General features: G+C 65.7%; 23 protein-coding genes. 9 read left to right on the top strand and 14 right to left on the bottom strand.

What is annotated here, in order from left to right; genetic code table 11:
• Positions 1 to 4 precede the first annotated feature (4 nt).
• The 10 genes from JN280_RS15030 to JN280_RS14985 all read right to left on the bottom strand — a co-directional run bounded on the left by JN280_RS15030 (position 5) and on the right by JN280_RS14985 (position 10,653).
• A complete protein-coding gene (locus JN280_RS15030; protein ID WP_202313211.1) occupies positions 5 to 982 on the bottom strand; it encodes an ABC transporter ATP-binding protein in 978 nt (325 codons plus the stop codon).
• Complete coding sequence (locus tag JN280_RS15025) at positions 979 to 1,965, bottom strand: ABC transporter ATP-binding protein (protein ID WP_202313209.1); 987 nt, start codon at positions 1,963 to 1,965, stop codon at positions 979 to 981. The genes JN280_RS15030 and JN280_RS15025 overlap by 4 nt, the downstream gene beginning before the upstream one ends.
• Positions 1,958 to 3,454 (bottom strand): amidohydrolase family protein, encoded by a 1,497-nt coding sequence (locus JN280_RS15020; RefSeq protein WP_202313207.1) that lies wholly within the window; start codon positions 3,452 to 3,454, stop codon positions 1,958 to 1,960. The genes JN280_RS15025 and JN280_RS15020 overlap by 8 nt, the downstream gene beginning before the upstream one ends.
• Entirely contained in the window at positions 3,451 to 4,644 is a 1,194-nt protein-coding gene (locus tag JN280_RS15015) for an amidohydrolase family protein (protein ID WP_202313205.1), read from the bottom strand. The genes JN280_RS15020 and JN280_RS15015 overlap by 4 nt, the downstream gene beginning before the upstream one ends.
• Positions 4,645 to 4,650: 6 nt before the next feature.
• Positions 4,651 to 5,601 (bottom strand): ABC transporter permease, encoded by a 951-nt coding sequence (locus JN280_RS15010; protein WP_202313203.1) that lies wholly within the window; start codon positions 5,599 to 5,601, stop codon positions 4,651 to 4,653.
• Positions 5,602 to 5,618: 17 nt separating this feature from the next.
• Positions 5,619 to 6,587, bottom strand: coding sequence for an ABC transporter permease (locus JN280_RS15005; protein ID WP_202313201.1), 969 nt, complete (start codon positions 6,585 to 6,587; stop codon positions 5,619 to 5,621).
• A 60-nt stretch (positions 6,588 to 6,647) separates the two neighbouring features.
• Positions 6,648 to 8,207, bottom strand: coding sequence for an ABC transporter substrate-binding protein (locus tag JN280_RS15000; protein ID WP_202313199.1), 1,560 nt, complete (start codon positions 8,205 to 8,207; stop codon positions 6,648 to 6,650).
• Positions 8,208 to 8,722: 515 nt separating this feature from the next.
• Positions 8,723 to 9,514, bottom strand: a complete 792-nt coding sequence (map, locus tag JN280_RS14995; RefSeq protein WP_202313198.1) for a type I methionyl aminopeptidase — start codon at positions 9,512 to 9,514, stop codon at positions 8,723 to 8,725.
• Positions 9,511 to 9,723: a ParD-like family protein gene (locus JN280_RS14990; RefSeq protein WP_202313197.1), complete on the bottom strand. Its 213-nt coding sequence runs from the start codon at positions 9,721 to 9,723 to the stop codon at positions 9,511 to 9,513. Before JN280_RS14990 ends, map begins: the two co-directional genes overlap by 4 nt.
• A gap of 96 nt (positions 9,724 to 9,819) precedes the next feature.
• Positions 9,820 to 10,653, bottom strand: coding sequence for a 3-keto-5-aminohexanoate cleavage protein (locus JN280_RS14985; protein WP_244743329.1), 834 nt, complete (start codon positions 10,651 to 10,653; stop codon positions 9,820 to 9,822).
• A 91-nt stretch (positions 10,654 to 10,744) separates the two neighbouring features.
• On the opposite strand from JN280_RS14985, the gene JN280_RS14980 reads away from it, so the two are divergent.
• The 8 genes from JN280_RS14980 to JN280_RS14945 all read left to right on the top strand — a co-directional run bounded on the left by JN280_RS14980 (position 10,745) and on the right by JN280_RS14945 (position 17,856).
• Entirely contained in the window at positions 10,745 to 11,629 is an 885-nt protein-coding gene (locus JN280_RS14980) for a MurR/RpiR family transcriptional regulator (protein WP_202313195.1), read from the top strand.
• Positions 11,626 to 12,963, top strand: a complete 1,338-nt coding sequence (locus tag JN280_RS14975) for an aspartate aminotransferase family protein (protein ID WP_202313194.1) — start codon at positions 11,626 to 11,628, stop codon at positions 12,961 to 12,963. The genes JN280_RS14980 and JN280_RS14975 overlap by 4 nt, the downstream gene beginning before the upstream one ends.
• A 42-nt stretch (positions 12,964 to 13,005) precedes the next feature.
• Positions 13,006 to 13,746, top strand: a complete 741-nt coding sequence (gene glnH / locus JN280_RS14970) for a glutamine ABC transporter substrate-binding protein GlnH (protein ID WP_202313193.1) — start codon at positions 13,006 to 13,008, stop codon at positions 13,744 to 13,746.
• Between the two features lie 58 nt (positions 13,747 to 13,804).
• Positions 13,805 to 14,461 carry a glutamine ABC transporter permease GlnP gene (gene glnP / locus JN280_RS14965; RefSeq protein ID WP_202313191.1) on the top strand — a complete coding sequence of 219 codons (657 nt, stop codon included), beginning with the start codon at positions 13,805 to 13,807 and terminating at the stop codon, positions 14,459 to 14,461.
• Positions 14,458 to 15,186 (top strand): glutamine ABC transporter ATP-binding protein GlnQ, encoded by a 729-nt coding sequence (glnQ, locus tag JN280_RS14960; RefSeq protein ID WP_202313189.1) that lies wholly within the window; start codon positions 14,458 to 14,460, stop codon positions 15,184 to 15,186. The genes glnP and glnQ overlap by 4 nt, the downstream gene beginning before the upstream one ends.
• Positions 15,176 to 16,225, top strand: coding sequence for a C45 family autoproteolytic acyltransferase/hydolase (locus JN280_RS14955; RefSeq protein WP_202313187.1), 1,050 nt, complete (start codon positions 15,176 to 15,178; stop codon positions 16,223 to 16,225). Before glnQ ends, JN280_RS14955 begins: the two co-directional genes overlap by 11 nt.
• Positions 16,226 to 16,334: 109 nt before the next feature.
• Complete coding sequence (locus JN280_RS14950) at positions 16,335 to 17,468, top strand: serine hydrolase domain-containing protein (protein ID WP_202313185.1); 1,134 nt, start codon at positions 16,335 to 16,337, stop codon at positions 17,466 to 17,468.
• A gap of 118 nt (positions 17,469 to 17,586) precedes the next feature.
• Complete coding sequence (locus JN280_RS14945; protein ID WP_202313183.1) at positions 17,587 to 17,856, top strand: glycine zipper domain-containing protein; 270 nt, start codon at positions 17,587 to 17,589, stop codon at positions 17,854 to 17,856.
• 114 nt (positions 17,857 to 17,970) lie between these two features.
• Here the strand turns inward: JN280_RS14945 and JN280_RS14940 are convergent, their stop codons facing one another.
• The 3 genes from JN280_RS14940 to hglS all read right to left on the bottom strand — a co-directional run bounded on the left by JN280_RS14940 (position 17,971) and on the right by hglS (position 22,016).
• On the bottom strand, positions 17,971 to 18,822 hold the full coding sequence (locus JN280_RS14940) for a sulfite exporter TauE/SafE family protein (RefSeq protein WP_202313181.1): 852 nt from the start codon (positions 18,820 to 18,822) through the stop codon (positions 17,971 to 17,973).
• Between the two features lie 217 nt (positions 18,823 to 19,039).
• Entirely contained in the window at positions 19,040 to 20,551 is a 1,512-nt protein-coding gene (gene amaB, locus JN280_RS14935) for an L-piperidine-6-carboxylate dehydrogenase (protein WP_202313179.1), read from the bottom strand.
• A 64-nt stretch (positions 20,552 to 20,615) separates the two neighbouring features.
• Positions 20,616 to 22,016: a 2-oxoadipate dioxygenase/decarboxylase HglS gene (gene hglS / locus JN280_RS14930; protein WP_202313177.1), complete on the bottom strand. Its 1,401-nt coding sequence runs from the start codon at positions 22,014 to 22,016 to the stop codon at positions 20,616 to 20,618.
• Positions 22,017 to 22,128: 112 nt separating this feature from the next.
• On the opposite strand from hglS, the gene JN280_RS14925 reads away from it, so the two are divergent.
• Positions 22,129 to 23,034 carry a LysR family transcriptional regulator gene (locus tag JN280_RS14925; protein ID WP_202313176.1) on the top strand — a complete coding sequence of 302 codons (906 nt, stop codon included), beginning with the start codon at positions 22,129 to 22,131 and terminating at the stop codon, positions 23,032 to 23,034.
• Between the two features lie 18 nt (positions 23,035 to 23,052).
• On the opposite strand, the gene JN280_RS14920 is transcribed toward JN280_RS14925, so the two are convergent.
• On the bottom strand, positions 23,053 to 23,508 hold the full coding sequence (locus tag JN280_RS14920) for a hypothetical protein (RefSeq protein WP_202313175.1): 456 nt from the start codon (positions 23,506 to 23,508) through the stop codon (positions 23,053 to 23,055).
• Positions 23,509 to 23,659: the final 151 nt, after the last annotated feature.

The raw sequence follows: 23,659 nt of genomic DNA, 5'->3' as shown, positions 1-23,659 counted from the left end.
ATCGTCACGCCTCCTCGACCAAGTGGCAGGCGACACGCGTGCCGCTGCCGAGCGTGCGCATCTCGGGCAGCTCCGCCGAGCAGCGGGCGGTCGCGACGGGACATCTCGGGTGGAACGGACAGCCCGAAGGCGGCTTGAGCGGACTCGGCACCTCGCCGGCGGCAACCGTGCGGTCGCGATGCGGCTTCTGGATGTTCGGGATCGTCTGCAGCAGCAACTGTGTGTATGGATGGCGCGGCCGTGCGAAGAGTTCCTCGGTCTCGCCCTCCTCGACGATACGGCCGAGATACATGACCGCGATGCGGTCGGACATGTGGCGCACCACGCTCATGTCGTGGCTGATGAACAGGAACGTCAGGCCGAATTCCTCCTGCAGCCGGCGCATCAGGTTGAGCACCTGGGCCTGCACCGAGACGTCGAGCGCCGACGTCGGCTCGTCGCAGACAAGGAACTTCGGCTCGCCCGCCAGCGCCCTCGCGATGGAGATGCGCTGCCTCTGGCCGCCGGAGAATTCGTGCGGGAACTTGTCGCCGTCCGAGACGGACAGGCCCACGGTCCGCAGCAGTTCGTCGACCCGCTCCTTGATCTCCGCGGCGGATCTGCGCAGCTTCATCTCGCGCAGCGGCTCGGCGATGATGTTCTTGACCCGCCAGCGCGGATTGAGCGAGGCATAGGGATCCTGGAAGATCATCTGCGCAGACAGCGGCTCTCCGTCCTGCCCCGGCGCGAAACGCATCTCGCCGCTGTTCGCTCTGTAGAGACCGGTGACGAGGCGCGCGACCGTCGACTTGCCGCAGCCGCTTTCCCCGACGAGGCTGAGACACCCGCCCATCGGAACGGCGAAACTTATGTCGTTGACGGCCCTCAGATACTGTCGGGGCTTGCGTTCCACCAGGCGGTTCAGCCAGGGAGCGGAAACGTCGAATGTCTTGACCAGGTTCTCGACGCGCAGAGCCGGCGCCGATGCCGATGCGGCAGTCATGCGGTTCCTCCCATGTTCAGCCAGCAGGCGCTGGCGCCCGTCCCGACCGGCATGAGTTCCGGCCGCTCGCGGAAGCACCGGGACCCCGCCGACCCGCAGCGCGGATTGAAGGCGCAACCCGGCGGGATCGCGTCCAGTCGCGGCATCGACCCGTCGATCTGGTTGAGACGCTCGACCCGCGCGCCGAGCGCGGGGATGGAGGCCATCAGGCCGCGCGTATAGGGGTGCGTCGGAGCGCGCAGCACCTGGTCGACCGGGCCGATCTCCACCAGCCGCCCGGCATACATGACCGCCACCTTGTCGGCCGTCTCGGCGATCACGCCCATGTCATGCGTCACCAGCATCACCGCCGTGCGCTTCTCCTTGCACAGCCGGCGCAGCAGTGCCGTGATCTGCGCCTGGATCGAAACGTCGAGCGCCGTGGTCGGCTCGTCGGCGATGACGAGCTTCGGCGAGGCCGCGAGAGCCAGCGCGATGACGACGCGCTGGCGCATGCCGCCCGAGAACTGGTGGGGATACTGGTCGACGCGCTCTTCCGGCGATGGGATGCCGACATCCTTGAGCAGGGCGACGGCGCGCTGTCTGGCCTCCGCCTTGCCGGAGCGGAGATGCTGGCGGATCGTCTCCGTCAATTGCGCGCCCACCGTGAACAGCGGGTTCAGCGAGGTCAGCGGGTCCTGGAAGATCGCGCCGATCTCGCGTCCGCGTATGTTCTGCATCGCGCGATCGTCGAGATTGTCGATGCGACGGCCGGCAAGCCATATCTCGCCCTCGGCAATGCGGCCCGGGTGTTCGAGCAGCCCCTGGATCGCCAGCCCGGTCATCGACTTGCCGGCGCCCGACTCGCCCACCACGCCGAGTATCTCGCCCGCACGGATCGACAGGCTGACACTGGACAATGCCGTGGCAACGCCGCGGCGGCCGGGAAACTCGACCTTGAGGTTGCGGACATCAAGTACGGGTTTTTCGCTGGCGTCAGCCATGGGGATCGCCCTCGATTGGGTAGCTGGGAGGAAAGATCTCCGACACCGGCGGATGGCCCCAGCTGCGCTCGGGATATTTGGCGACCAGGCGATCGAACTGCGCCTGCGCACGGCGACGCGCCACCTTCATGTCGATGCCGGCGACCTCGCCGTGCCGCATGGAAAGCCGCCCGTCGACGAACACGGCCTGCGTCACCTTGCCGGACCCGCCGATGACCAGGGTCGTGATCGGGTCGATCGACGGGGTCATGACCGCGTCGTCGAGATCGAACACGGCGATGTCGGCGCGCGCCGCGGGGGCCAGGCGCCCGAGATCGTCGCGGCCCAGCGCGCGCGCCCCTCCGAGCGTGGCGGCATCGAACAGATCGGCGCAACGCACCCGGTCAGATGCGCGGTCGTCGATGCGGCAGGTGATCAGCCCGATCAGCAGGTTCATCAGCATGTCGGCGGGCGCCGTGTCGGTTCCCATGGCGATGTTCACGCCGCGCTGCCGGCACTTCGAAAACGAGTTCAGCGTGCTGCCGCCACGCGCCGAGACCAGCGGGCAATGCACGATCGACACCCCATGCTCCGCATAGAGGTCGAGGTCCTCCTCGGTTGCGTTGGTGGCATGAGGCGCGATCAGACGGTCGCTGAGCAGCCCCGAGCGGGCGAGCCAGGCCGGAGCGGTCGAGCCGTGCAGCCTGGCGACGGTATCGACCTCCATCGAACCCTGCGCCATATGCAGGCGGATCCTGCAGCCGAGGTCCCGTGCGGCTGCGTCCGTGCGGCGCAGCAGCTCGGCGGTGCAGGTCTCGACACGGTCCGGAACAAGCAGCCCGCGCACGAGATCGCCGAAGCGGCCGGTCTGGCGGCCGATGAAGTCGATCGCATCCTTCAGGCCGGCGAAGCCGCGCTCCTCGTCGAAGACGGGCGACATCTGCCCGGGACCATCGAGCACCATGCCGCCGGAGCGGTAGGCGGGGCTGAGATAGACCCTGAGGCCAAGATCGCCGGCGGCTGAAGCCGCCGCATCGAACTCGGCGACGGTCTCGCCCCATTCGCGATAGAAGAGCGAGGCGATCGGCGCCGCCGTCGTGATGCCGTTGAGCAGGAGCTGGCCGAAGGCGAAGCGCTTCTGGAAGACGAGCTCGTCCGGCGAATACATCTCATAGGGGCCGGCCTCGACATAGGAGCGGGGCCACACCCGCCCCTTGGCCCAGCCCGGATGGTGGTCGATGCCGAGGATCGTCGTGTCGAGATCGGACAAGGCGTCGAGATCGATGAAGCCCGGGCTGATCAGCGCATTGCCGAAATCGATGCGCCTTGCGACTTCGCCCGGAAAGCGATGTCCGACGAACAGCACCGCGCCGCCTTCGATAACGACCTCGCCGTTCCTCAGCAGGCGGTGCCCGCCCTCCCCGTGCCCGAGCACCCAGGCCGCCGTCAGCAGCGTGCGGCCATCCGGCCGCTTTCCGAGCGCCAGTGTTTCGAGCGTGTCCTCGCTCATGGCATGTCCACCATGGGCCGGCCTTCGCGCGCCGTGACACGCCCGCCCTTGACCACCAGCGGTCGCGGCGCGACGTCGACCACGGCATGCGCGAGCGTCTCGCCGGTCAGGAGGGTGAGGTCGGCACGGCAGCCCACGGCGAGGCCGTAGCCGTCGAGGCGCATGACGTCGGCGCCGCCCTGCGAGACGATCGCCAGCACATGCTCGAGTTCGCGATCCTGCCTCAGCCCGTTCTTCATGCCGATGACCTTTGCCCGGTCGAGCATGTCGGTCTGGCCCCAGGGTCCCCAGGTGTCGCGAATGCCGTCGCAGCCGGCCCCCACCCGCACGCCGGCCTCCTTCAGCCGCATGATCGATGGAACCGTCGCCGACGGCGCGCCGGTGGTGACGATGGCGATGTCGAGCTCGGCGAGTTGCGCGATCAGCTGGCCGACACGCAGATAGTCGTTCATCCCGAGCGCGAAGGCATGGCTGATCGCGACCTTGCCCTGCATGCCGTTGGCCCGGACCCGTTCGGAGATCAGTTCCATGGTGAAGGCGCCGAGCTCGCCCGCCTCGTGCAGATGGATGTCGATGGGGCACTGGTGTTTCGCCGCCAGGCCGAAAAGCACATCGAGCTGGCCCTTGGGATCGCGGTCGATGCCGCAGGGGTCGATGCCGCCGAGCACCTTGCATCCCTGGCTGAGCGCCGCGTCGAGCAGTTCCACGGTGCCGGGCATCACCATGACGCCCGATTGCGGAAAGGCGACGATCTCGATGTCGATGACGCCCCTGAGCTTCTCGCGCGTTTCCATGACGCCGTCGACGATGGCAAGCCCGTGCATGGTGTCGATGTCGACATGGCTGCGGATATGGGTGGCCCCGTGCGCGGCCAGGCCGATCGCATGGCGCATCGACTGCCGGTGCGGGTCGATGCCGATGGCGCTGCGCTGCTCGCGTTCGAAGTCGATCCGTTCGCGCAGCACGGCACGCCGGTTGTTCACATGCCAGGGCATGCCCCAGGTCGTCTTGTCGAGATGGGTATGCGCATCGATCAGCCCCGGGATCGCGATCGCGCCGCCACCGTCCTCCACCGGCATGCCGGGCTCCGGTTCGTAGCGCCCGATCGCGGCGATCATGCCGTCGCGGATCAGCAGGTCGCATTCGGCTTCGGCGAAGGGCCGGACATTGCGAAGCAACAGGTCGTTCATCGGTCGCTACCTCAGTTTCGGATTGAGCACGTCGCGCAGCCAGTCACCCAGGAGGTTGACCGCCACGACGAGCAGGCAGAGCTGCATCACCGGAAACACCACGATCCACCAGGAGCCGGAGAACAGGAACTGATTTCCGATGCGGATCAGCGTGCCGAGCGACGGCTGGCCGGGCGGCATGCCGATGCCGAGGAACGACAAGGTCGCCTCGGTCAGGATCGCCATGCCGAAATTCAGTGTGGCTGCCACGAGCACCGGCGTCAGCGTGTTCGGCAGGATATGGCGCGCCATGATGCGGCGGGCGGGAACCTTGAGCAGCCGCGCGGCCTGGACATATTCCTTGCCGCGCTCGACGATGCATTGCGCGCGCACGGTGCGCGCATATTGCACCCAGGCCGACAGGGCGATGGCGAGCACGAGCACGGCCGACGCCCCCACCTCGCGCAGATCGGCCGGAAGCATCTGGCGCACGACCGTGGAAACCAGGATGGCTATCAGGATCGTCGGTATGGACAAGGTGATGTCGCCGACGCGCATAAGGACGTTGTCGACGATGCCGCCGAAGAAGCCCGAGACCAGACCGGCGCTCATGCCGATCAACAGGGACAGCGCCACCGAAGCCACGCCGATCACGATCGAGATGCGCGTGCCGTAGAGGATGGCCGACAGCATGTCCCGTCCCTGGGTGTCGGTGCCGAGCAGGTAAGGCCATTCGCCGTCGTCCTGCCAGATCGGCGGCAGCTCGGCCTTCCACATGTCGAGCTGGGCGGGGTCATAGGGGTTCTGCACGGCGATCAGCGGGGCGAACAGCGCCGTCAGCACCAGGATGGCGAGGATCAGCGCGGCGGCCATCGCCGTCTTGCTGTTCGTGAACGACCACCAGATGTCGCTGTCGCGAAGCCGCCGGATGATGGCCGGCCGCGCGGCTGCCTCGGATTTGGAGATGTCTGTCGTCATCGATCCGATCCTCCCCGTCAGTGCGCACTGCGCAGACGCGGATCGATCACCGCATAGGTGATGTCGACCAGCGTGTTGAGCGTGACGAAGATGAAGGAAATGATGCAGAGATAAGCCGCCATCACAGGTATGTCGATGAAGGTCACCGCCTGGATGAAGAGCATTCCCATCCCGGGCCATTGGAAGACGGTCTCGGTGATCAGCGCAAAGGCGATCAGCGAGCCGATATTCATGGCCGTCATGGTGACGACGGGCATCAGGCAGTTCCTGAGTGCGTGACGGAAATGGATACGCCAGCGCGGAATGCCGCGGGCGCGCGCGAATTTCACATAGTCCGAACGCAGCACTTCCAGCATCTCGGCGCGCACCAGACGCATGATCAGCGTGATCTGGTAGAGGGACAGGGCGATCGCCGGCAGGATCAGCGCGGCGCGTCCGGATGGCGTGAGAACGCCGGTCGACCACCAGCCGATCGTGACGACGTCGCCGCGGCCGAAGGCTGGCAGCCAGCCGGCGATCACCGAGAACACGAGGATGAGCAGTATGCCGACGACGAAGCTCGGCAGCGAGACGCCGACGATCGACACGAACTGCAAGGCCTCGGAATACCATTTGCCGCGCCTGATGGCGGTGAGCACGCCGAGCGGAATACCCACGACGAGCGAGATCAGCGTCGCCATCAGCACGAGTTCCAGCGTCGCCGGAAAGCGGTCGGCGATCAGCGTCAGCACGTCCTGCCCGTTCCGGTAGGAAATGCCGAAGTCGCCTTGCGCGGCATTCACCACGAAACGGGCGAACTGCGTGACGATGCCGTCATTGAGGCCGAGCCTCTCCCGCAGTTCGTCGCGATCGGCCTGCGTCATCTGCTCGTTGGCCATGAGCTCGACCGGATCGCCGGTGAGGCGGAAGATCAGGAAAGCCAGCATTGCGACCGCCAGCATGACCATGATCGCATTGGTGATGCGGCTGATGATGAAGACCAGCATCTGGATCCTCGCGAGTTGGGCGGGAGCCGCAGCGCCCGGCGTTGCGGCTCCGCCTGAGGACTACTGCTTGAAATGCGTGAGCCAGTGCCGCGGCTTGTTGTCGGCGAGTTGGGCGATGCCGTCGATCTTGTCGCTCATCACCCAGGCCATGGGCTGTTGGTGCAGCGGCAGCATCACGATCTCCTGCTTCGCCATTTCCAGCGCTTTGGTCTGCATGGCCAGGCGCTTGGCGCGATCGAGTTCGGTCGAGGCCTTCATGACGAGATCGTCGATTTCGGGATAGCTCCAGCCGCCCCAGTTGAAGACGCCGGCCTTGTCGGTCTTCGTCCTGATCATCTGCAGCAGGATGGAATAGCTGTCGAGCATCGGCTCGTTCGCCCAGCCGATCAGATAGACGTCGGCGAGGCCGCCCGTACGCTTGGGTGCCTGGACGGCCGTGGGTGCGATGTCGAGCTGGGGCTTGAAACCGGCACGGCTCAGCATGTTGACGAGCCCCTGGCATAGCTCCTCTTCATTCACATAGGCGTCGGTCGTGCACACCAGGGTGAAAGGCAGGTCGCTGGCGCCGGCTTCCGCAAGCAGCTTCTTCGACAGGTCCGGATCATAAGGGACCACGGCATCGAGCGCCTCGACATAGCCCGGGATGTCGGGGGCGATGATGGCGCCGGCGGTCCTGGACTTGCCGCGCATGATACGCTTCTGGATGAGCTTCGGGTCGAGCGCATGCGCGAAGGCCTGGCGCACGCGCAGGTCGTTGAACTTGTTGTCGGCGCCGTTCGCCAGCTCGGGCTTGCGGTTGAAGCCGAGCATCACGGTGCGCAGGTCGGTGCGCTCCATGATCTTCAGTCCGGGCTGCGCGGCGAGCCGCGGAAGATCCTGGGCGGGCGCGTTCTCGGTGAAGTCGATCTCGCCGGACAGAAGGGCCGCGACACGCGTCGCTGCCGAGGTGATGGGCGTGAACTCGATGCGGTCGACATTGCCTTGCGGCTTGTCCCACCAACTCGTGTTCCTGTTCAGCACCGTCTTACTGTCCGGCACGCGGCTTTCCAGCACGAACGGTCCCGTGCCGTTGGCGTTGTAGGTCGCATAACCCTCAATCTGGGCACCGACGTCGGTCGGCTTCAGCGAATTGTTGTCCGCGAGCCAGGTGGCATCGAACACATGGATGTTGGTGAGGTCGTTCAGAAGCAGCGGATAGGGACCGACCAGTTCGATGTCGATGGTGAAGTCGTCGATCTTCTTGGCGGATTTGTAGGCCGGCAGATTGCCGCGCAGCGGCGACACGGGATCGCTCACCCGGGTGAGCGAGGCCAGCACGTCATCGGCGGTGAAATCCGCGCCGTTATGGAATTTCACGCCCTTGCGCAGATGGAACCGCCACACCGTGTCCGAAACCGTCTCCCACGACGTCGCCAGCGCGGGTTCGATCTGCAGCTTGGCGTCGTAGCGGACGAGCCCTTCGTAGACATGGTTCAGGAAAGCCAGGGTGTAGCTGTCGCCGTAGGAATATGGATCGACCGAGTAGATGTCGCGCGATGCTCCCCATTTGAGCGTTTCGGCGTTGGCAACGGTGGTCAGGCTTGCCGCCACGACGGCGGCAAGGGTCAGCTTTTTGAGCATTCGAATGTTCTCCCGATAAAGGTTCCTAAGTCCCCTTGGCGGGGATCTTGCTGTTGGGCGGCCGCGGCCGCCGCCGGGTCACTCGCCGAGGCGCGTCAGCCAGTGGCTTGTTGTCGGCGCGGATCAGGACCTGCTCGACCTGTCGGTCATCGCCATCGGCTTTCCTGATCGTCGGCAACGGCTGGTCTTCGAACACGATCGGCCAAAGCACGACCTTTGTCAACCAGATTGTAGACAATTTTTGTCGATGAAATTTAGCATGGATTGCAGACAAGACGTCATCAACCTCAGGCTGCCGTGGAGGATGGCGGTTCCGGTCGGCTCCGGGATGGGAAGAACAATTGTCTGAGGCCGCCTCCTTCCAGGCGCGGGCGGACAATGGTTGCGCGCGCGAAGGCGGTCTGTCCCAGCAGGGACAGCCGTTGCGATCCCATGGAAATCGTTATCGTTTTCAATTGGACGGCGGCAGCCGCAAAGAACCGACGCGGTTCACGAACAGACCGGCGTAGCGCAGGTCATGCCCGGCTGACCTGGTTGGTTGGTCCTGAGCCTCTTTCTCCAGGACGCAGCGTCAGCACCGACACGCCGGAAGCCGTCACGGCAACGGTGTGCTCGAACTGTGCGGAAAGCGACCCGTCTCTCGTCACGACAGTCCAACCGTCGGCCTCGGTTTTCACACTCCTCCGGCCCCGATTGAGCATCGGTTCGATCGTGAACACCATGCCCTCGCGGAGGGCGAGGCCGGATCCCGGCTTTCCGAAGTGCAGGACCTGCGGTTCCTCATGCATCTCCCGGCCGATGCCGTGACCGCAATATTCACGCACCACGGAATAGCCGTTTCGCTTGGCATGTCGTTCGATCGCCCAGCCGATGTCTCCGAGACGCGCGCCCGGGCGAACCGCCCGGATGCCCATCCACATGGCTTCGTAGGCGGTCTGGACCAGCCTCCTGGCGGCTGGATTTACCTCACCGACGAGATAGGTCTTGCTGGAATCTGCGATATAGCCGTTCTTCTCGAGCGTGATGTCGAGATTGACGATGTCACCGTCCCGAAGCACGTTCGATTGCGATGGAATGCCATGGCAGACCACGTCGTTCACCGAAGAATTCAGCACAAAGCCATAGCCATATTGCCCCTTGCTGGCGGGACGAGCCTGGAGATCGTGAACGATGAAACGCTCGACCATTTCATTGATCTGAAGTGTCGACATACCAACGAGCGGGGTTCGGTCCAGCAGCCCGAATACGGACGCCAGCAACCGTCCGGATTCGGCCAGCAACGCCAGTTCCTGGGGCTGCTTCGTCATGCTTCGCTCAAGGCCAGCGATTGAGCCGAAACGCCTGCGGAGCCTAGCTCGCGCTCCATGATCTCTGTGAAACTGAGTGTCGGATTGATCTCGCACAGCATGCCGACCTTGATCCAGAAGGCGGCCTGCGCATTGATCGAACGACACGATACCTTGCTCGCTCTGCGCAGCTGATCGTGCAAGTCGTCGTCTATGTTCACGATGCCCAAGAGGATCTCCATATATGATACGTATATGGATCGTATACATATCGAATACGGAAAAGCCAAGGGCAGCGTCGGAAGCACCTCAGTTCGAGGGCGCACTCATGCCCGGGCGAGTTCGCGGATCGCCGCGGCGTCGCACAGCCCGAGGCCCAGCGCGCGCGCCGCGGTCGCGACGGTCTCGACGAGCGCGGCATTGGAGGGGGCGAGACGGCCGTCGGGCAAAAGCAGGTTGTTTTCAAATCCGACCCGCACATGCCCTCCAAGCAGCGCGGCGGCGGTTACGCAGGCCGCCTCGTGCTGCCCGAACGCGCATACGCTCCAATTGGCGAAGCGGGGCATGTCGGGAGCGAGGAACGGCAGCAGGTCGACCGGCTGCGAGGTCTGCGAAACAGTGTAGCGGCCGAGTACATAGAGAACCGGAATGTCCTGCCACGGCACCACGCCGCGCCGGATCATGCCGGCGAGCCGGACGGCTTCCGCGGGGTCGTAGAGGATGATCTGCGGCAGCACATGCTCCTGCTTCATCCACGAGAGCGTGTCGGCAAACACCGGTTCGGCGGCGTTATCAGGCACGATCTCCCGCAGTGCCAGCGAAGCCGCCTCCGGCCTGACCTCTTTCAGCACCGCCACCTGCTCGGCCGGCGCATAGATGCCGAGCGCTTCGGTCGTGATCTGGATCACCATGCGCTCGCCCGTCGCGGCACGGATGGCGGCGATGGCCTCGCGATAGGCGTCGGCATCGAGCAGGTGCCGGCCATCGGGTCGGCGCACATGCACATGGATCATGCCGGCGCCGGCCTCCAGGCACTCGGTCGCCGTCCGCGCCAGTTCGGCCGGACTGAGCGGGATCGCCGGATGGTCCGCCTTGGTCCGACGCCCGCCATTCGGCGCCACCGCGATCGCCGTTCGTCGCTGTTCGTCCTGGTCCGCCACGGCGCGCTCCGCTCTATGATCCAATCCAATCATATGATGCAATATTGAAACATATGTTGCAATCCTTCCGATACCGTTGTATTGGGATGGAATGAAGTCCGGCCCGCTTACCGAAACGATCATTCGCGACTTCGACGACATGTCGGGGCAGTTGCAGGCCGCAGCGCGCTACGTGCTCGACCATCCGCGCGAGGTCGCGCTCCTGTCGATGCGGGAGCAGGCGCGCCAGGCCGACGTCCAGCCGGCCACGATGACGCGCCTCGCCAAGCATCTGGGCTTCGCCGGCTATGAGGACATCCGCCAGCTTCATGCCGATGCCATGCGTCACGAGGGCACGGGTTTCGCCGGCCGCGTCGGCGCCCAGGCCAAGAGCCAGAAGCTCAAGGGCGACCATGCGCTCGCGGCCGATATGGTGAGCGGCATCGGGAAACAGGTCGCAGCCCTTTCCCAACCCGCCGGGCTCGACAATCTCGTGGAGGCTGCCCGCCGCATCGCCGGCGCGCGCAGGGTCTACTGCCTCGGCTTGCGCTCCAGCCATCCGACCGCCTGGCACCTGCACTACATCCTGTCGCTCGCCGGCAAGCAGTCGGCCATGCTCGACGCCGTGGGCGGCATCGGCGTGGACGCGCTGGGCAGCGCGACGCCTGAAGACGTGATGGTGGCGGTCAGCGTTCTTCCCTATACGCGGCAGACGGTCGAGATCACCGAATATGCCAAATCCTGCGGCGTATCCGTCGTCGCGATCACCGACAGTCTCGTCGCCCCGCTTGCGCAACTCGCGACCGTGTCGGTGGTCGTGCCGACCGAGAGCCCCTCCTTCCTGCACACCATGTCGCCGGCCTTCGTCGTGGCCGAAATCCTCGGCGCCCTCGTCGCCGGCCATGAGGCAGACGCCGCGGGCAAAGCGCTTGCCCGCATGGACAGGCAATCGGCCGCATTGAACACCCACTTCCAGGCAAGAACGAAGCGTCCATGACCCGCCTCCTCCACCGCGCCATTCACGCTGTCCCGCCGGTCGCCGTCGGCGGCAAGGGCATCGAACTCTACGATGCCGACGGCAAGGCCTATATCGACGCATCAGGGGGAGCGGCCGTTTCATGCCTGGGGCACGGCCACCCCGCGGTGCTCGCAGCCCTGCATGAGCAGCTGGACAAGCTGGCCTATGCGCATACGGGCTTCTTCACTTCCGAAGCGGCCGAGCAACTGGCCGAACTTCTGGTCGAGGACGCGCCGGCAGGACTGGGTCATGTCTACCTCGTCTCCGGCGGCTCCGAGGCGGTCGAGGCGGCGCTGAAGATGGCGCGGCAATATTTCGTCGAGAAGGGCGAGCCGCAGCGCCGGCACATCATCGCCCGCCGCCAGAGTTATCACGGCAACACGCTGGGGGCGCTGGCGGCCGGCGGCAACGAGTGGCGGCGGGCGCAGTTCAAGCCGTTGCTCATCGAGACGCACCACATCGACCCCTGCTACGCCTACCGCCTGCAAGAGACCGGCGAGAGCGACGAGGCCTATGCGAGCCGTGCGGCCGCGCAGCTCGAGCAGAAGATCCTCGAGCTCGGCGCCGATCAGGTCATCGCCTTCGTGGCGGAAACGGTCGTCGGCGCGACGGCGGGCGCCGTCCCTCCCGTCGCCGACTATTTCAGGCAGATCCGCGCCATCTGCGACCGCTATGGCGTGCTCCTCATCCTGGACGAGGTGATGTGCGGCATGGGCCGCACCGGCACGCTGCATGCCTGCGAGCAGGACGGTGTCGCACCCGACCTGATGACCGTCGCCAAGGGCCTGGGCGGCGGCTATCAGCCGCTGGGCGCGGTGCTGCTGTCCCGGCAGATCTTCCAGGCCTTTGCCGACGGCTCGGGTTTCTTCCAGCACGGCCACACCTATATGTGCCATCCGATGGCCGCGGCGGCCGGGCTCGCGGTGCAGCAGGTGATCCGGCGCGACAAGCTGCTCGCCAATGTCGTCGCCATGGGCGGCGAGCTCGAACAGCAGCTGAACGAGCGGCTCGGCAATCATCACCATGTCGGCGACATACGCGGGCGCGGCCTCTTTCGCGGTGTCGAGATGGTCGCCGATCGCATGAGCAAGCGGCCGTTCGATCCCGGCCTCAAGCTGCATGCCCGCATCAAGAAGGAAGCCATGGCGCGCGGGCTGATGGTCTATCCGATGGGCGGCACCATCGACGGGCGCCTCGGCGACCATGTGCTTCTTGCGCCGCCCTTCATCGTCGACCGCAACGACATCACCCGCATCGTCGAGCGCCTCGGCGACGCGATCGACGCGGCTCTTGCGTCGATCCCGGCCTCCTGAACTGCCGTTCATCATCAAGTCACCAGAAAAGGGGAACAGACAATGAAACTCCACACTCTTCTCTTCGCAGCCTTCGCGAGCGCCGTCGCCTTCACGCAACCCTCGCACGCCGAGGATCTCGTGGTGGCGACCGACACCGCCTTCGTGCCGTTCGAGTTCAAGGAAGGCGACAAATATGTCGGCTTCGACATCGACATGTGGGACGCGATCGCCAAGGAAATCGGCGTCACCTACACGCTGCAGCCGATGGACTTCAACGGCATCATCCCGGCCCTGCAGACCAAGCAGGTGGACGTCGCGCTTGCCGGCATCACCATCAAGGACGAGCGCAAGAAGGTCATCGACTTCTCCGACGGCTATTACGACAGCGGCTTCCTGCTGATGGTTCCCTCCGACAGCGCGATCGCCGGTGCCGACGACCTGAAGGGCAAGGTGCTGGCGGTCAAGACCGGCACCTCGGCCACCGACTATGCCAAGGAGAATTTCAAGGAAACCGAACTGCGCCAGTTCCCGAATGTCGACAATGCCTATCTGGAGCTGCAGACCGGCCGCGTCGACGCCGCCATGCACGACACGCCGAACGTGCTCTACTACGTCGCGACGGCCGGCGGCGGCAAGGTCAAGGCCGTGGGTGAGCAGATGATGGCGCATCAATACGGCATCGGCTTTCCCAAGGGCAGCGAACTGGTCGCCAAGGTCAATGCCGCACTGGCCAACATGAAGAAGGACGGCCGCTACAACGCGATCTACAAGAAGTGGTTCGGGACCGAACCGCAGAGCTGAGCGCCCTGACCAGCGCGCCGGCCCGCCGGCGCGCCTCACTCCTTGAACGGGTCCTGCCATGGAATTCGACTGGTCCGTCATCGCCGAAGCGATGCCCGCCCTCATCGGCGGCGCGCGCCTCACCGTGCTCATCACGCTGGCCGGCCTGGCCGGAGGCCTCGTCGTCGGCTTCGTCGCCGGCCTGATGCGCGCCTACGGCAATGCCTTGCTCAACGCGATCGCCTTCACCTATGTCGAACTGATCCGCGGCACGCCGATCGTCGTCCAGGTCATGTTCATCTATTTCGCGCTGCCGGTGCTGGCCGACATCCGCGTCAATCCGATGACGGCCGCCATCACGGCCATCGTCGTCAATGCCGGCGCCTATATCGCCGAGATCGTGCGCGGCTCGTTCCTGTCGGTCCAGAAGGGCCTCAAGGAAGCGGGCCTCGCGCTCGGCCTGCCGATGTGGAAGGTGCTCGTCTACATCGTCGGCCCGGTGGCCTTCCGCCGCATGATCCCGGCGCTGGGCAACCAGTTCATCGTCAGCCTCAAGGATACGTCGCTGTTCATCGTCATCGGCGTGGGCGAGCTCACCCGGCAGGGGCAGGAGATCATGGCCGCCAATTTCCGCGCCGTCGAGATCTGGACGGCCGTCGCCATCCTCTATCTGCTGATGACTGGCTCGCTGACCCTCATCCTGCGCATGACGGAAAAGAGGATGCGGATCCTATGAGCATCGTCGAATTTCGAAAGGTCACCAAGACCTTCGGCAAGGTCGTGGTTCTGAACGAGGTCGACCTGGCGATCGATGCCGGCGAGGTCGTCGTGCTGATCGGCCCCTCGGGTTCGGGCAAGTCCACTCTCCTGCGCTGCATCAACGCGCTCGAGGAGATCAATGGCGGCGACCTCATCGTCGACGACATCAGCGTCAGGTCCGGACGCTCCAAGGTCCGGCTGATCCGCCAGGAAGCCGGCATGGTGTTCCAGCAGTTCAACCTGTTTCCGCAGATGACCGCCTTGCAGAATGTCGCCTTCGGGCCGCGGCGCGTGCGCGGCGCGAGCCGGTCGGAAGCGCTCGAGCTGGCACAGGCGCTGCTCACCAAGGTCGGCCTCGCCGATCGCGGCCATCACTACCCTTCCGAGCTTTCGGGCGGACAGCAGCAGCGTGTGGCAATTGCCCGCGCGCTCGCCGTCAAGCCGAAGCTGATGCTGTTCGACGAACCGACCTCCGCACTCGATCCGGAGCTGCGCCACGAGGTCCTGCGCGTGATGCAGTCCCTCGCCGAAGAGGGCATGACGATGATCGTCGTCACCCATGAGATGGCCTTCGCCCGCCAGGTCGGCACGCGGCTCATCTTCATGGAAGGCGGCAAGATCTCGGTGGACGGCAATCCGGCCGCGCTTCTGGCCAATCCCGAAAATCCACGCCTGCGGGAATTCCTTCAGCATGTCCACTGACGATATGGGCCGGCTCCACTTCCTGGAGGCGAGCGGAACGCCTTACGACGTCGGCGTCCAGCTCGGCCGCTTCGGCGCCGAAATCGCCCATCGCCATCTCGTCGTCAGGCACGCCTGGGCTTCCGTAATGGCCTTCCGCGACGACCGGCGCGTCGCCATCATGCGCCGGATGGTCGAAGAGCGCTTCCCCGCCTATTGGCTGGAGCTGCATGGATTGGCGCATGGCCTCGGCCTGCCGCTCGACGAGGTGTTCCTGTGGAACTGCCGCGGCGACGTCTGGGCGATGGCGCCAGACGGCTGCACGACCGTGCAACTCCCGGGGGACGTGCCCGTGATCGCGCACAATGAAGACGGCGATCCCGGGCTTCGCGGCCATTGCGCGCTCGCCCATGTGCGGCCGCGGGACGGCAAGGCGTTCGCGGCTTTCGTCTATCCGGCATCGATCCCGGGACACACTTTCGCCGTGACCGAAGCCGGCCTCGTCCAGACGGTCAACAACATACGCTCGCGCGACACCGGCACCGGCCTGCCGCGCATGCTGCTCGGGCGTGCGCTGCTGGATTGCGCGACGCTGGACGAAGCGGTGAAACTGCTCGAAACGTCAAAGCGTGCCGGTGCCTTCCATATGACGCTGGCGCAGCGCGGCGACCCCCACCTTCTCAGCATCGAATTCACCCATTCGGGCTGCACGGCGATCACCATCGATGAGCCGCGGCTCCATGCGAACCATCTTGTCCATCCCGGTCGCTCGGAAGAGCCGCAGGTCGTCACCGGCTCGTCCCGATCCAGGCAACAGCGCGGCGACGCCATCATGGCCGGTTCTCGTAGTGAAATGCACCTCGATCCTCTTTCCGCGCTATGGGACAAGGGCGACCCTGTCCTGCCGATCCTTCGCGAGCAGCCGGACGATCCCGACCAGGAGAACACGCTCGCTACCGCCGTTTTCCATGTCGGGGCGACATCGCTCCAGTGGCAGGTCTATGACCGGGCGGGTGCCGACCCGCGCTTCGCCTTCGACGATGCGCTGACCCCGTCTTAGGCGGCGTCTTGGTCTCCCCGTCCGGCGGCCCGGACCACCGGTCGGCGTCTTGACTGTTTGCGCGGCTTGGCCGATTGCGCATGTCCGCCGAGCAACGAAGGCCATCGACATGAACCGCGCCGACTATATCTTCAGCCTGTTCACCGGCGCCAGCCAGCGGGACAACTTCCAGCGGTTGGACACCCTCTTCCCGGTGGCCGTCATGAGCGCGTCGCCCGCGCCCTTCCACTTCCCCGAAGCGGCGTCCATCACGCTGCCATCCACCTTTGCCCATGAGGGAACGCTCAGGAGTGTCGAAGCCTTTCTCGCCGAAACCGAGACGATGGCGCTGTTGGTCCTCCGTGACGGGGCCGTGGTCCACGAGCACTATGCTCCCTGGGGCGGCCGCGACGTCAGATGGGTTTCCATGTCGGTCGCCAAGAGCTTCGTCTCGCTGGCCCTCGGCGTCGCCGTCGACGAGGGTCTCGTGGCGTCGATCGAGCAGCCGGTCACCGACTACCTGCCTGCTCTCGCCGGTTCGGCCTATGACGGCGTGCGCATCAAGGACATTTTGCAGATGTCATCAGGGGCACGCTGGAACGAGGATTACAGCGACCCCTCTTCCGACATCAACCGCTTCGCCCATATCGCGGCCTATGGCGGATCGTTCAACGCTTTCGCCGCAACGCTCGAACGCCAGCGCGAGCCCGGCACCTGCAACCTCTACAATAGCACCGACACGCAGGTTCTGGGGATGTTGCTGGTCGCCGCGACCGGGCGCTCTCTGGCCGACTATGTCGAGGAGAAGATCTGGCATCCTCTGGGCATGGAGGCGGCGGGCTACTGGCTGGTCGATTCCGAGGGCATGGAGATGGCCTATGCAGGGCTGAACGCCACGGCCCGCGACTATGCGAAAATCGGTGAACTCTACCGCAACAGGGGTCGGTGGCACGGGCGGCAGATCGTTTCGGAAGGCTGGATAGAGGCCTCGATCACGCCGGACGCAGCGCACCTCATGCCCGGCGCCAGCGACCTGTCCGACTCGCTGTTCGGCTACGGCTATCAATGGTGGGTCATGGGCGGCGACGAGGGCGACTACGCCGCGATCGGCGTCTACAACCAGTTCGTCTATGTCAGCCCGCGCAGGCGGACGGTCGTCGTCAAGCTCTCGGCGAGCTCTGGCTATGGCACGACCAATGACGAGACCTCCTACCGCGAATATGAGACGATCGACCTCCTGAGGGCGATTGCGTCGAGCACGTGACGTCGGCGTCCTGGCGCGTTTGGCCGAGGTCATTTCGCAACCGATATTACGTACGCATGGATCGAATCCCCGCTTTGTAGGTTGGTATGTGGCCAAGGGGGCCGGACAGGAGATCGATATGAAGAAATCTGCCATGGTGATTGCGGCGCTGGTCGCGCTTGCCGGATGCACCTCGACCCAACAGGGTGCCGTCGTCGGCGGCGTCGGCGGTGCGGCGATCGGGTCGGCGGTGGCCGCTCCGGGCAGCCGCACCGAAGGTGCGCTGATCGGAGCTGCCGTGGGTACCGTCGCCGGCGCCCTCATCGGCCGCGCCGCCGACCCCGGCCGCTGCTATTATCGTGACCAGTACGGACGCCGTTACGTCGCGAACTGCCCGAGCGGATACTGACGCCCGAGCGACGCCAGTCGTCTCGCCGAGCGACGCCAGTCGTCTCGCCGAGCGACGCCAGTCGTCTCGCCCTACGCCGGTCGCCTGGGTCGCGCTCGCGACTTGCGCGGCCGGTCAGTCGACGAGGTCAGTCAGGAACCTGATGCAGACGAAGATCAGGAACAGGCCGAAGGCGATTTCGAGCTGGCGCCGGGAGAGCCTGTGGGCGAGACCTGCGCCGATCGGGGCCGTCAAGGTGCTCGTCGGAATGAAGGCGATGAGGCCGAGCAGCGAGACATATCCCGCCGCCAGCGGGAATTGTAGGGCAGCGACGTCGGGATACTCGGCCGCCCGCGGCCAGCCCGCATAGACATATCCGATGGCTCCGGGGATGGAGATCAGGATGCCCAGCCCCGAGGAGGTCGCCACCGCCTGGTGGATCGGGCGGCCGTAGAACGTCATGAACAGGCTGGAGAGTTGCCCGCCGCCGATGCCCATCAGGGCCGAAAGCAGCCCGATCAGCCAGCCATAGACGATCATGATGCCGCGCCTGGGCAGTTCCGTGCCCAATCGCCAACTGTCCCTGCCGAACAGCAGCCGCAGCGCCGAGACACCGGCGACCACCACGAATACCGCCTTGAACAGCTCCGCCGGCGCGAAGCGCGCGATCACGCTGCCCGCCGCGACGCCGATCATGACCGGCGCCGCCCAGACCTTGAGGATCGACACATCGACCGCGCCCTTGGCCCGATGGGCAAGGAAGGAACGGATCGAGGTCGGCACGATGATCGCGAGTGAAGTACCGACGCAGAGCGGCATCCTCACCTCTTCCGGCACGCCGACATAGTTGAACAGCTCGTAGAGCACCGGAACGGCAAGCGCCCCGCCCCCGACACCGAAGACGCCGGCAAGCAGCCCCGTCATCGCGCCGGCCGCCAACAGCGCCACGGCCAGCCAAACGAGGTCGAAGAGGGGAATGCCGAACATGTGCGCTGCCGTGGGACGGAAGGGAGCGAATAGCGAATAGCGAGTAGCGAATACGAGAACAAGGGGCTGGCGCCGACGCCGACCCTTTCCCCCTATTCGCTATTGGCTACTCGCTATTCGCTCTCTTCGCTCATTCGAGCGAGTAGGGGAACAAGGGTCTCGCGCCAATGCCGCGAACCCTCTTTCCCCTATTCGCTATTGGCTACTCGCTATTCGCTCACCCGATGTCGAACGACACCCCCTGCGCCAGCGGCAGCGCCTTGGAGTAGTTCACCGTGTTGGTGGCCCTTCGCATATAGGCCTTCCAGGCGTCGGAGCCCGATTCGCGGCCGCCGCCGGTCTCCTTCTCGCCGCCGAACGCGCCGCCGATCTCGGCCCCTGACGTGCCGATGTTGACATTGGCGATGCCGCAGTCCGAGCCGTCGGCGGCCAGGAAACGCTCCGCCTCCTGCAGGTCGAGCGTGAAGATCGACGACGACAGCCCCGCCCCCACCGCATTGTGCTCGGAAAGTGCGGCGTCGAAGTCGCCGTAGCGCATCACATAGAGGATCGGTGCGAAGGTCTCCTCGGTCACCGGCGCCACCTGGCGCGGCATCTCGACCAGCGCCGGCTTCACGTAATAGGCCGCGTCGTGGCCGGTCTCCACCCGGGTGCCGCCGGTGATGCGGCCGCCTTCGGCCTGCGCCGCCGTCAGCGCCTTCTGCATGGCCTCATAGGCCGCCTTGTCGATCAGCGGCCCGACCAGCGCGCTGGTCTCCAGCGGGCTGCCGACCGAAACGCTCTCATAGGCCCGCCGCAGCCGCGGCAGCAGCGCCTCATAGACGCTGTCATGCACGAACAGCCGCCGCAGCGTCGTGCAGCGCTGGCCGGCCGTGCCCATCGCGCCGAAGGCGATCGCCCTCAGCGCCATGTCGAGATCGGCCGACGGGCACACGATGCCGGCATTGTTGCCGCCCAGCTCCAGGATGGCGCGGGCGACGCGCCTGGCCAGCCGCGGCCCGACCTCGCGGCCCATGCGGGTCGAGCCGGTGGCCGACACCAGCGGCACCCTGGCATGGTCGACCAGCACCTCGCCGATCGCCCGGTCGCCGATCAGCACCTGGCTCAGCCCCTCCGGCACGCCGCCGAACCGCGCCGCCGCCCTGGCGAAGATCGCCTGGCAGGCAAGCGCCGTGAGCGGCGTCTTCTCCGACGGCTTCCACACCACCGCATTGCCGCAGACCAGGGCGAGCGCCGCATTCCACGACCACACCGCGACCGGGAAGTTGAAGGCCGAGATGACGCCGACCACGCCGAGCGGATGCCAGGTCTCCATCATGCGGTGGCCGGGGCGCTCGGTGGCGATGGTCAGCCCATAGAGCTGGCGCGACAGGCCGACGGCGAAGTCGCAGATGTCGATCATCTCCTGGACCTCGCCGAGGCCTTCCGACGGGATCTTGCCGGCCTCGATCGAAACCAGGCGGCCAAGATCGGCCTTCGCCGCGCGCAGTTCCTCGCCGAACAGGCGCACCAGCTCGCCGCGCCGGGGCGCCGGCACCAGGCGCCAGGCCCGGAAAGCGGCGTCCGCCTTGTCGATCATGGCGGCGGCCTCCGCCGGCGTCGTCGCCGGCAGCGACGCCACCTGCTCGCCCGTCACCGGGCTGAAGGACGCCATCGTCCCGCCCGCAAGGCTCTTTTCATCCACGCCCAGCTTGACCAGCAATATGGCCGTTTCGTCCTTGATGCTCATGTCGGTTCCTTTTCCTGTCGGCCTGCACGGCCCCGTGACACATGGGATTTGCGTGGGCAGCCGGTCAGGCCGCTGCCGCTCCTTCCCTCAATGCTGCGAGGCAGCGCTCGGCTGACGCCTTTTCCATGTCGGCATAAAGCTGGAACTCGTTCGCCACCGGTGCGCCCAGCGCCTGCTCGAACAGCCGCTGGTTCGGGCTCGCGACGAAGTCCTGCGCCGCATGGTCGCCGAGATTGGACTGGAAGATGCCGGCCGCGCTGACCGGCAGGAAGTCCTCATAAACGATCGGATCGAAGCGCACGACACCGGCCTCGATCAGGTCTTCCATGTCCATGCCGGTCGCCTTGGCGGCAGCGAAAGCGGAGGCTTCGACCGTATAGAGGAAATAGCCGAGGCCGGCCTTGCGGATCTCGTTCCAATCGTCGGGAAAGGCCTCGAAGCTCGCCGCCAGCGTGGCGCGATAGGCATCGGCGTTCGATCCGTCGGCCGCAGGGCGGACCGTCGCCCGCGCTTGCCTCAGCAGCCGGTCGTAGAGGGCACGCCCCTTGGGCGTCAGCGCGATGCCGCGCTGCTCGATCTCGCCGAAGCGCGCGGTATGCGAGTCGGCCTGCGGATCACCGGCCGCATCGCGGAACGACACGCGCTCCTCGATCGCCTTGAACGAAGTCTGCCGCAAGAGCACCGGACAGGCGCGGGTCGGCGGCCCTTCGACAATGGCCTTCGGCGCGATGCCTTCGCCGGGCATCCGCTCCTGCACGGCATCGATATCGAGGGTGCGCGGCGTCAGATGATTGATATGCGGCCCACGGAACGAGACGACGTCGGCGATCAGGCGGTGCGCGGCGTGCAGCCGCTCATAAAGCGCGCGGTCGACCAGCGCCTGGTCGTGCCAGCGGAATGTGTCGAGCACTTCCAAGACGAACAGGCCGGCATCCTCGCGCGACAGGCCCCCGTCGCGCTCCGCCTTCTCCACCAGCGATACCGCCGCGTCGGAGAAGATGCGGCGCGCCGCCAGGATGCGCCGCGCCTCTTCCCGCAATTCGGCATCGTCGATCAGATCGAGCCGCAGCAGCGAGGTGAACACCCGGAACGGGTTGATCTTCAGCGCCGCCTCGTCGATCGGCCGGAAGGCGGTGGAATGGACGGGCACGCCGGCCTCGCTGAGATCGTAGTAGCCGACCGGAAGCATGCCCATCACCGCGAATACCCGCCGCATCATGGCAAGCTCCTGCGCGGTTCCCAGGCGGATCGCGCCGTGGCGCTCCTCGGAAATTCGCTCGATCGTCTCGGTCGCCTCGAGGCTGGCGCGCAGGGCCTGGTCCCGCGACAGCGTTTCGGCGTTGACCTTCGTGACCAGCGAGATCAGCGTGCCGTAGGCAGGCACCTCCGCGCGATACATCGCCGACATGGCGGCGGAAAACGCCGCCCGTATCTCGTCGCGTGAAACGCACCGGTTCGCTGGCATCGCAACTCCTGATTTGACAAGATCGGGCATGACTTCATGCCGTGGTGGCGTCATAACGGGTTGACGCCTGGATGAATTTCGCTAATCGCAGCTAAGTTGATGCGAGAATGGAATGACCACCGCGCGAACCCTCATCCCTGACCTGGGCAAGCTGCAGGCCTTCGAAAGCGCTGCCCGCCATGGCAGCATCACCCAGGCCGGCAAGGAATTGCATCTCACCCAGAGCGCCGTCAGCCGCCAGATCCGCGAATTGGAGGCACAGCTCGGCCTGCTGCTTTTCGAGCGGGTGCGCCAACGCGTGGTGCTGTCGCGGGCGGGCGAAAAATTCCTGCCCGATGCGCGCCGGCTGCTGGCGCAGAGCGAGGCGGCCATGCTGCGCGCCATGGCGACCTCGCAGTCCTCACAGCTCAGCCTCGCCACTTTGCCGACCTTCGGCAGCCGCTGGCTGGTTCCGCGGCTGCCGGGTTTTCTCGCGCGCCATCCCGGCGTGACGCTCAGCCTGGCCTCGCGCTCCGCCCCCTTCGACCTCGAAGAGCAGGGTTTCGACGCCGCCATCCATTACGGACAGCCGATCTGGGCGAATGCCGACTGCCGTTATGTCTGCCAGGAAGTGATCGTGCCCGTTGCGAGCCCCGATTTCCTGGCCGGACGCGCGCTTCACGAGCCGGCAAGCCTGGCGGCCGGGCCGCTGCTTCATCTGTCCACCCGCCCCAAGGCCTGGGCGAGCTGGTTCGAGGCATCAGGCGTCGATACCGCTTCGGCCTATCAGGGCCATCGCTTCGACCAGTTCACCATGCTGATCGAAGCGACCGTGGCGGGCATGGGCCTCGCCCTCCTGCCCCGCTATCTGGTTGAAAAGGAGTTGAGGGACAAGAGCCTCGCGGTCGCCATGGACCGGCCGCTCGAAACGGAGAACGCCTATTATTTCGTCGTGCCGCTGCGCATGAAGGCCGATCCCCTGACCAATCTGATGTTCGAATGGATGATCGAGCAGATCGGCCCGCCCAGGCAGGGCTGAGGTCGCCCTCGCCCGTTCCTACTCCGGCCCGGCCGACTGGATCGTGATGACCTTGGCTTCGAACCTGTTGCAGGCATCGTCCTTGCAGATGCCGTTGATCCAGACCTGCCCGTTGCCGAACATGATGCCCTGGCTGTTGACCATCAGGTCCGCATATTTCTGGTCGGTCACCGCCTTGCTGATCTCGGGCGTCATGATCGCGTCGTAGTGGGCAATGAAGTCCTTGGGGGACTTGATGGCCATCTTCTTGCCCTTCACCGCGACGCTGATCGGATAGCGCACGAGTGCGGCGACGGCGGCCGCGTCGTGCGCCGTCACGCCTTTCTGCAGGGCGGAGATCGCAGCCTGGTAGACAGTATGGTCGCCGAGCAGGTCGTCGATCGACTTGTTGGTGTCGTCGGCCGCCGCCGACTGAAGCATGACGGCACCGAAGGCCGCCGCGATGAGCGTGATCCGCAAGCTGCTGATGGTCATGGCCTTTCCTCGTTTGCCCGACAGGCGTGGAGCCCGGCAGCCGACCGGGCGGATCCTTATCGCAGATAAAACCGTAGATTGCGACCAGCGACGGACCATGTCCCGCAGCAGATTTTTCCTGTGAGGGCCGAGCAGCCGCGAACAGAGCCAC

The organism is Mesorhizobium sp. L-8-10, from assembly GCF_016756635.1.
Classification (GTDB): domain Bacteria; phylum Pseudomonadota; class Alphaproteobacteria; order Rhizobiales; family Rhizobiaceae.
The sequence above is the reverse complement of the archived record's forward strand: the minus strand, read 5'-3'. Positions and strand labels throughout refer to the sequence as shown.

What these genes read in the sequence shown, in the direction of transcription:
- JN280_RS15025 (WP_202313209.1), bottom strand. Translation starts at nt 1,965, where the DNA reads ATGGCTGACGCCAGCGAAAAACCCGTACTTGATGTCCGCAACCTCAAG.
- JN280_RS15015 (WP_202313205.1), bottom strand. Translation starts at nt 4,644, where the DNA reads ATGAACGACCTGTTGCTTCGCAATGTCCGGCCCTTCGCCGAAGCCGAA.
- glnP (WP_202313191.1), top strand. Translation starts at nt 13,805, where the DNA reads ATGGAATTCGACTGGTCCGTCATCGCCGAAGCGATGCCCGCCCTCATC.
- JN280_RS15005 (WP_202313201.1), bottom strand. Translation starts at nt 6,587, where the DNA reads ATGCTGGTCTTCATCATCAGCCGCATCACCAATGCGATCATGGTCATG.
- JN280_RS14925 (WP_202313176.1), top strand. Translation starts at nt 22,129, where the DNA reads ATGACCACCGCGCGAACCCTCATCCCTGACCTGGGCAAGCTGCAGGCC.
- map (WP_202313198.1), bottom strand. Translation starts at nt 9,514, where the DNA reads ATGACGAAGCAGCCCCAGGAACTGGCGTTGCTGGCCGAATCCGGACGG.
- JN280_RS14955 (WP_202313187.1), top strand. Translation starts at nt 15,176, where the DNA reads ATGTCCACTGACGATATGGGCCGGCTCCACTTCCTGGAGGCGAGCGGA.
- glnH (WP_202313193.1), top strand. Translation starts at nt 13,006, where the DNA reads ATGAAACTCCACACTCTTCTCTTCGCAGCCTTCGCGAGCGCCGTCGCC.
- JN280_RS14945 (WP_202313183.1), top strand. Translation starts at nt 17,587, where the DNA reads ATGAAGAAATCTGCCATGGTGATTGCGGCGCTGGTCGCGCTTGCCGGA.
- JN280_RS14940 (WP_202313181.1), bottom strand. Translation starts at nt 18,822, where the DNA reads ATGTTCGGCATTCCCCTCTTCGACCTCGTTTGGCTGGCCGTGGCGCTG.
- JN280_RS15000 (WP_202313199.1), bottom strand. Translation starts at nt 8,207, where the DNA reads ATGCTCAAAAAGCTGACCCTTGCCGCCGTCGTGGCGGCAAGCCTGACC.
- JN280_RS15010 (WP_202313203.1), bottom strand. Translation starts at nt 5,601, where the DNA reads ATGACGACAGACATCTCCAAATCCGAGGCAGCCGCGCGGCCGGCCATC.
- JN280_RS14980 (WP_202313195.1), top strand. Translation starts at nt 10,745, where the DNA reads ATGAAGTCCGGCCCGCTTACCGAAACGATCATTCGCGACTTCGACGAC.
- glnQ (WP_202313189.1), top strand. Translation starts at nt 14,458, where the DNA reads ATGAGCATCGTCGAATTTCGAAAGGTCACCAAGACCTTCGGCAAGGTC.
- hglS (WP_202313177.1), bottom strand. Translation starts at nt 22,016, where the DNA reads ATGCCAGCGAACCGGTGCGTTTCACGCGACGAGATACGGGCGGCGTTT.
- JN280_RS15020 (WP_202313207.1), bottom strand. Translation starts at nt 3,454, where the DNA reads ATGAGCGAGGACACGCTCGAAACACTGGCGCTCGGAAAGCGGCCGGAT.
- JN280_RS14920 (WP_202313175.1), bottom strand. Translation starts at nt 23,508, where the DNA reads ATGACCATCAGCAGCTTGCGGATCACGCTCATCGCGGCGGCCTTCGGT.
- JN280_RS14975 (WP_202313194.1), top strand. Translation starts at nt 11,626, where the DNA reads ATGACCCGCCTCCTCCACCGCGCCATTCACGCTGTCCCGCCGGTCGCC.
- JN280_RS14950 (WP_202313185.1), top strand. Translation starts at nt 16,335, where the DNA reads ATGAACCGCGCCGACTATATCTTCAGCCTGTTCACCGGCGCCAGCCAG.
- JN280_RS15030 (WP_202313211.1), bottom strand. Translation starts at nt 982, where the DNA reads ATGACTGCCGCATCGGCATCGGCGCCGGCTCTGCGCGTCGAGAACCTG.
- amaB (WP_202313179.1), bottom strand. Translation starts at nt 20,551, where the DNA reads ATGAGCATCAAGGACGAAACGGCCATATTGCTGGTCAAGCTGGGCGTG.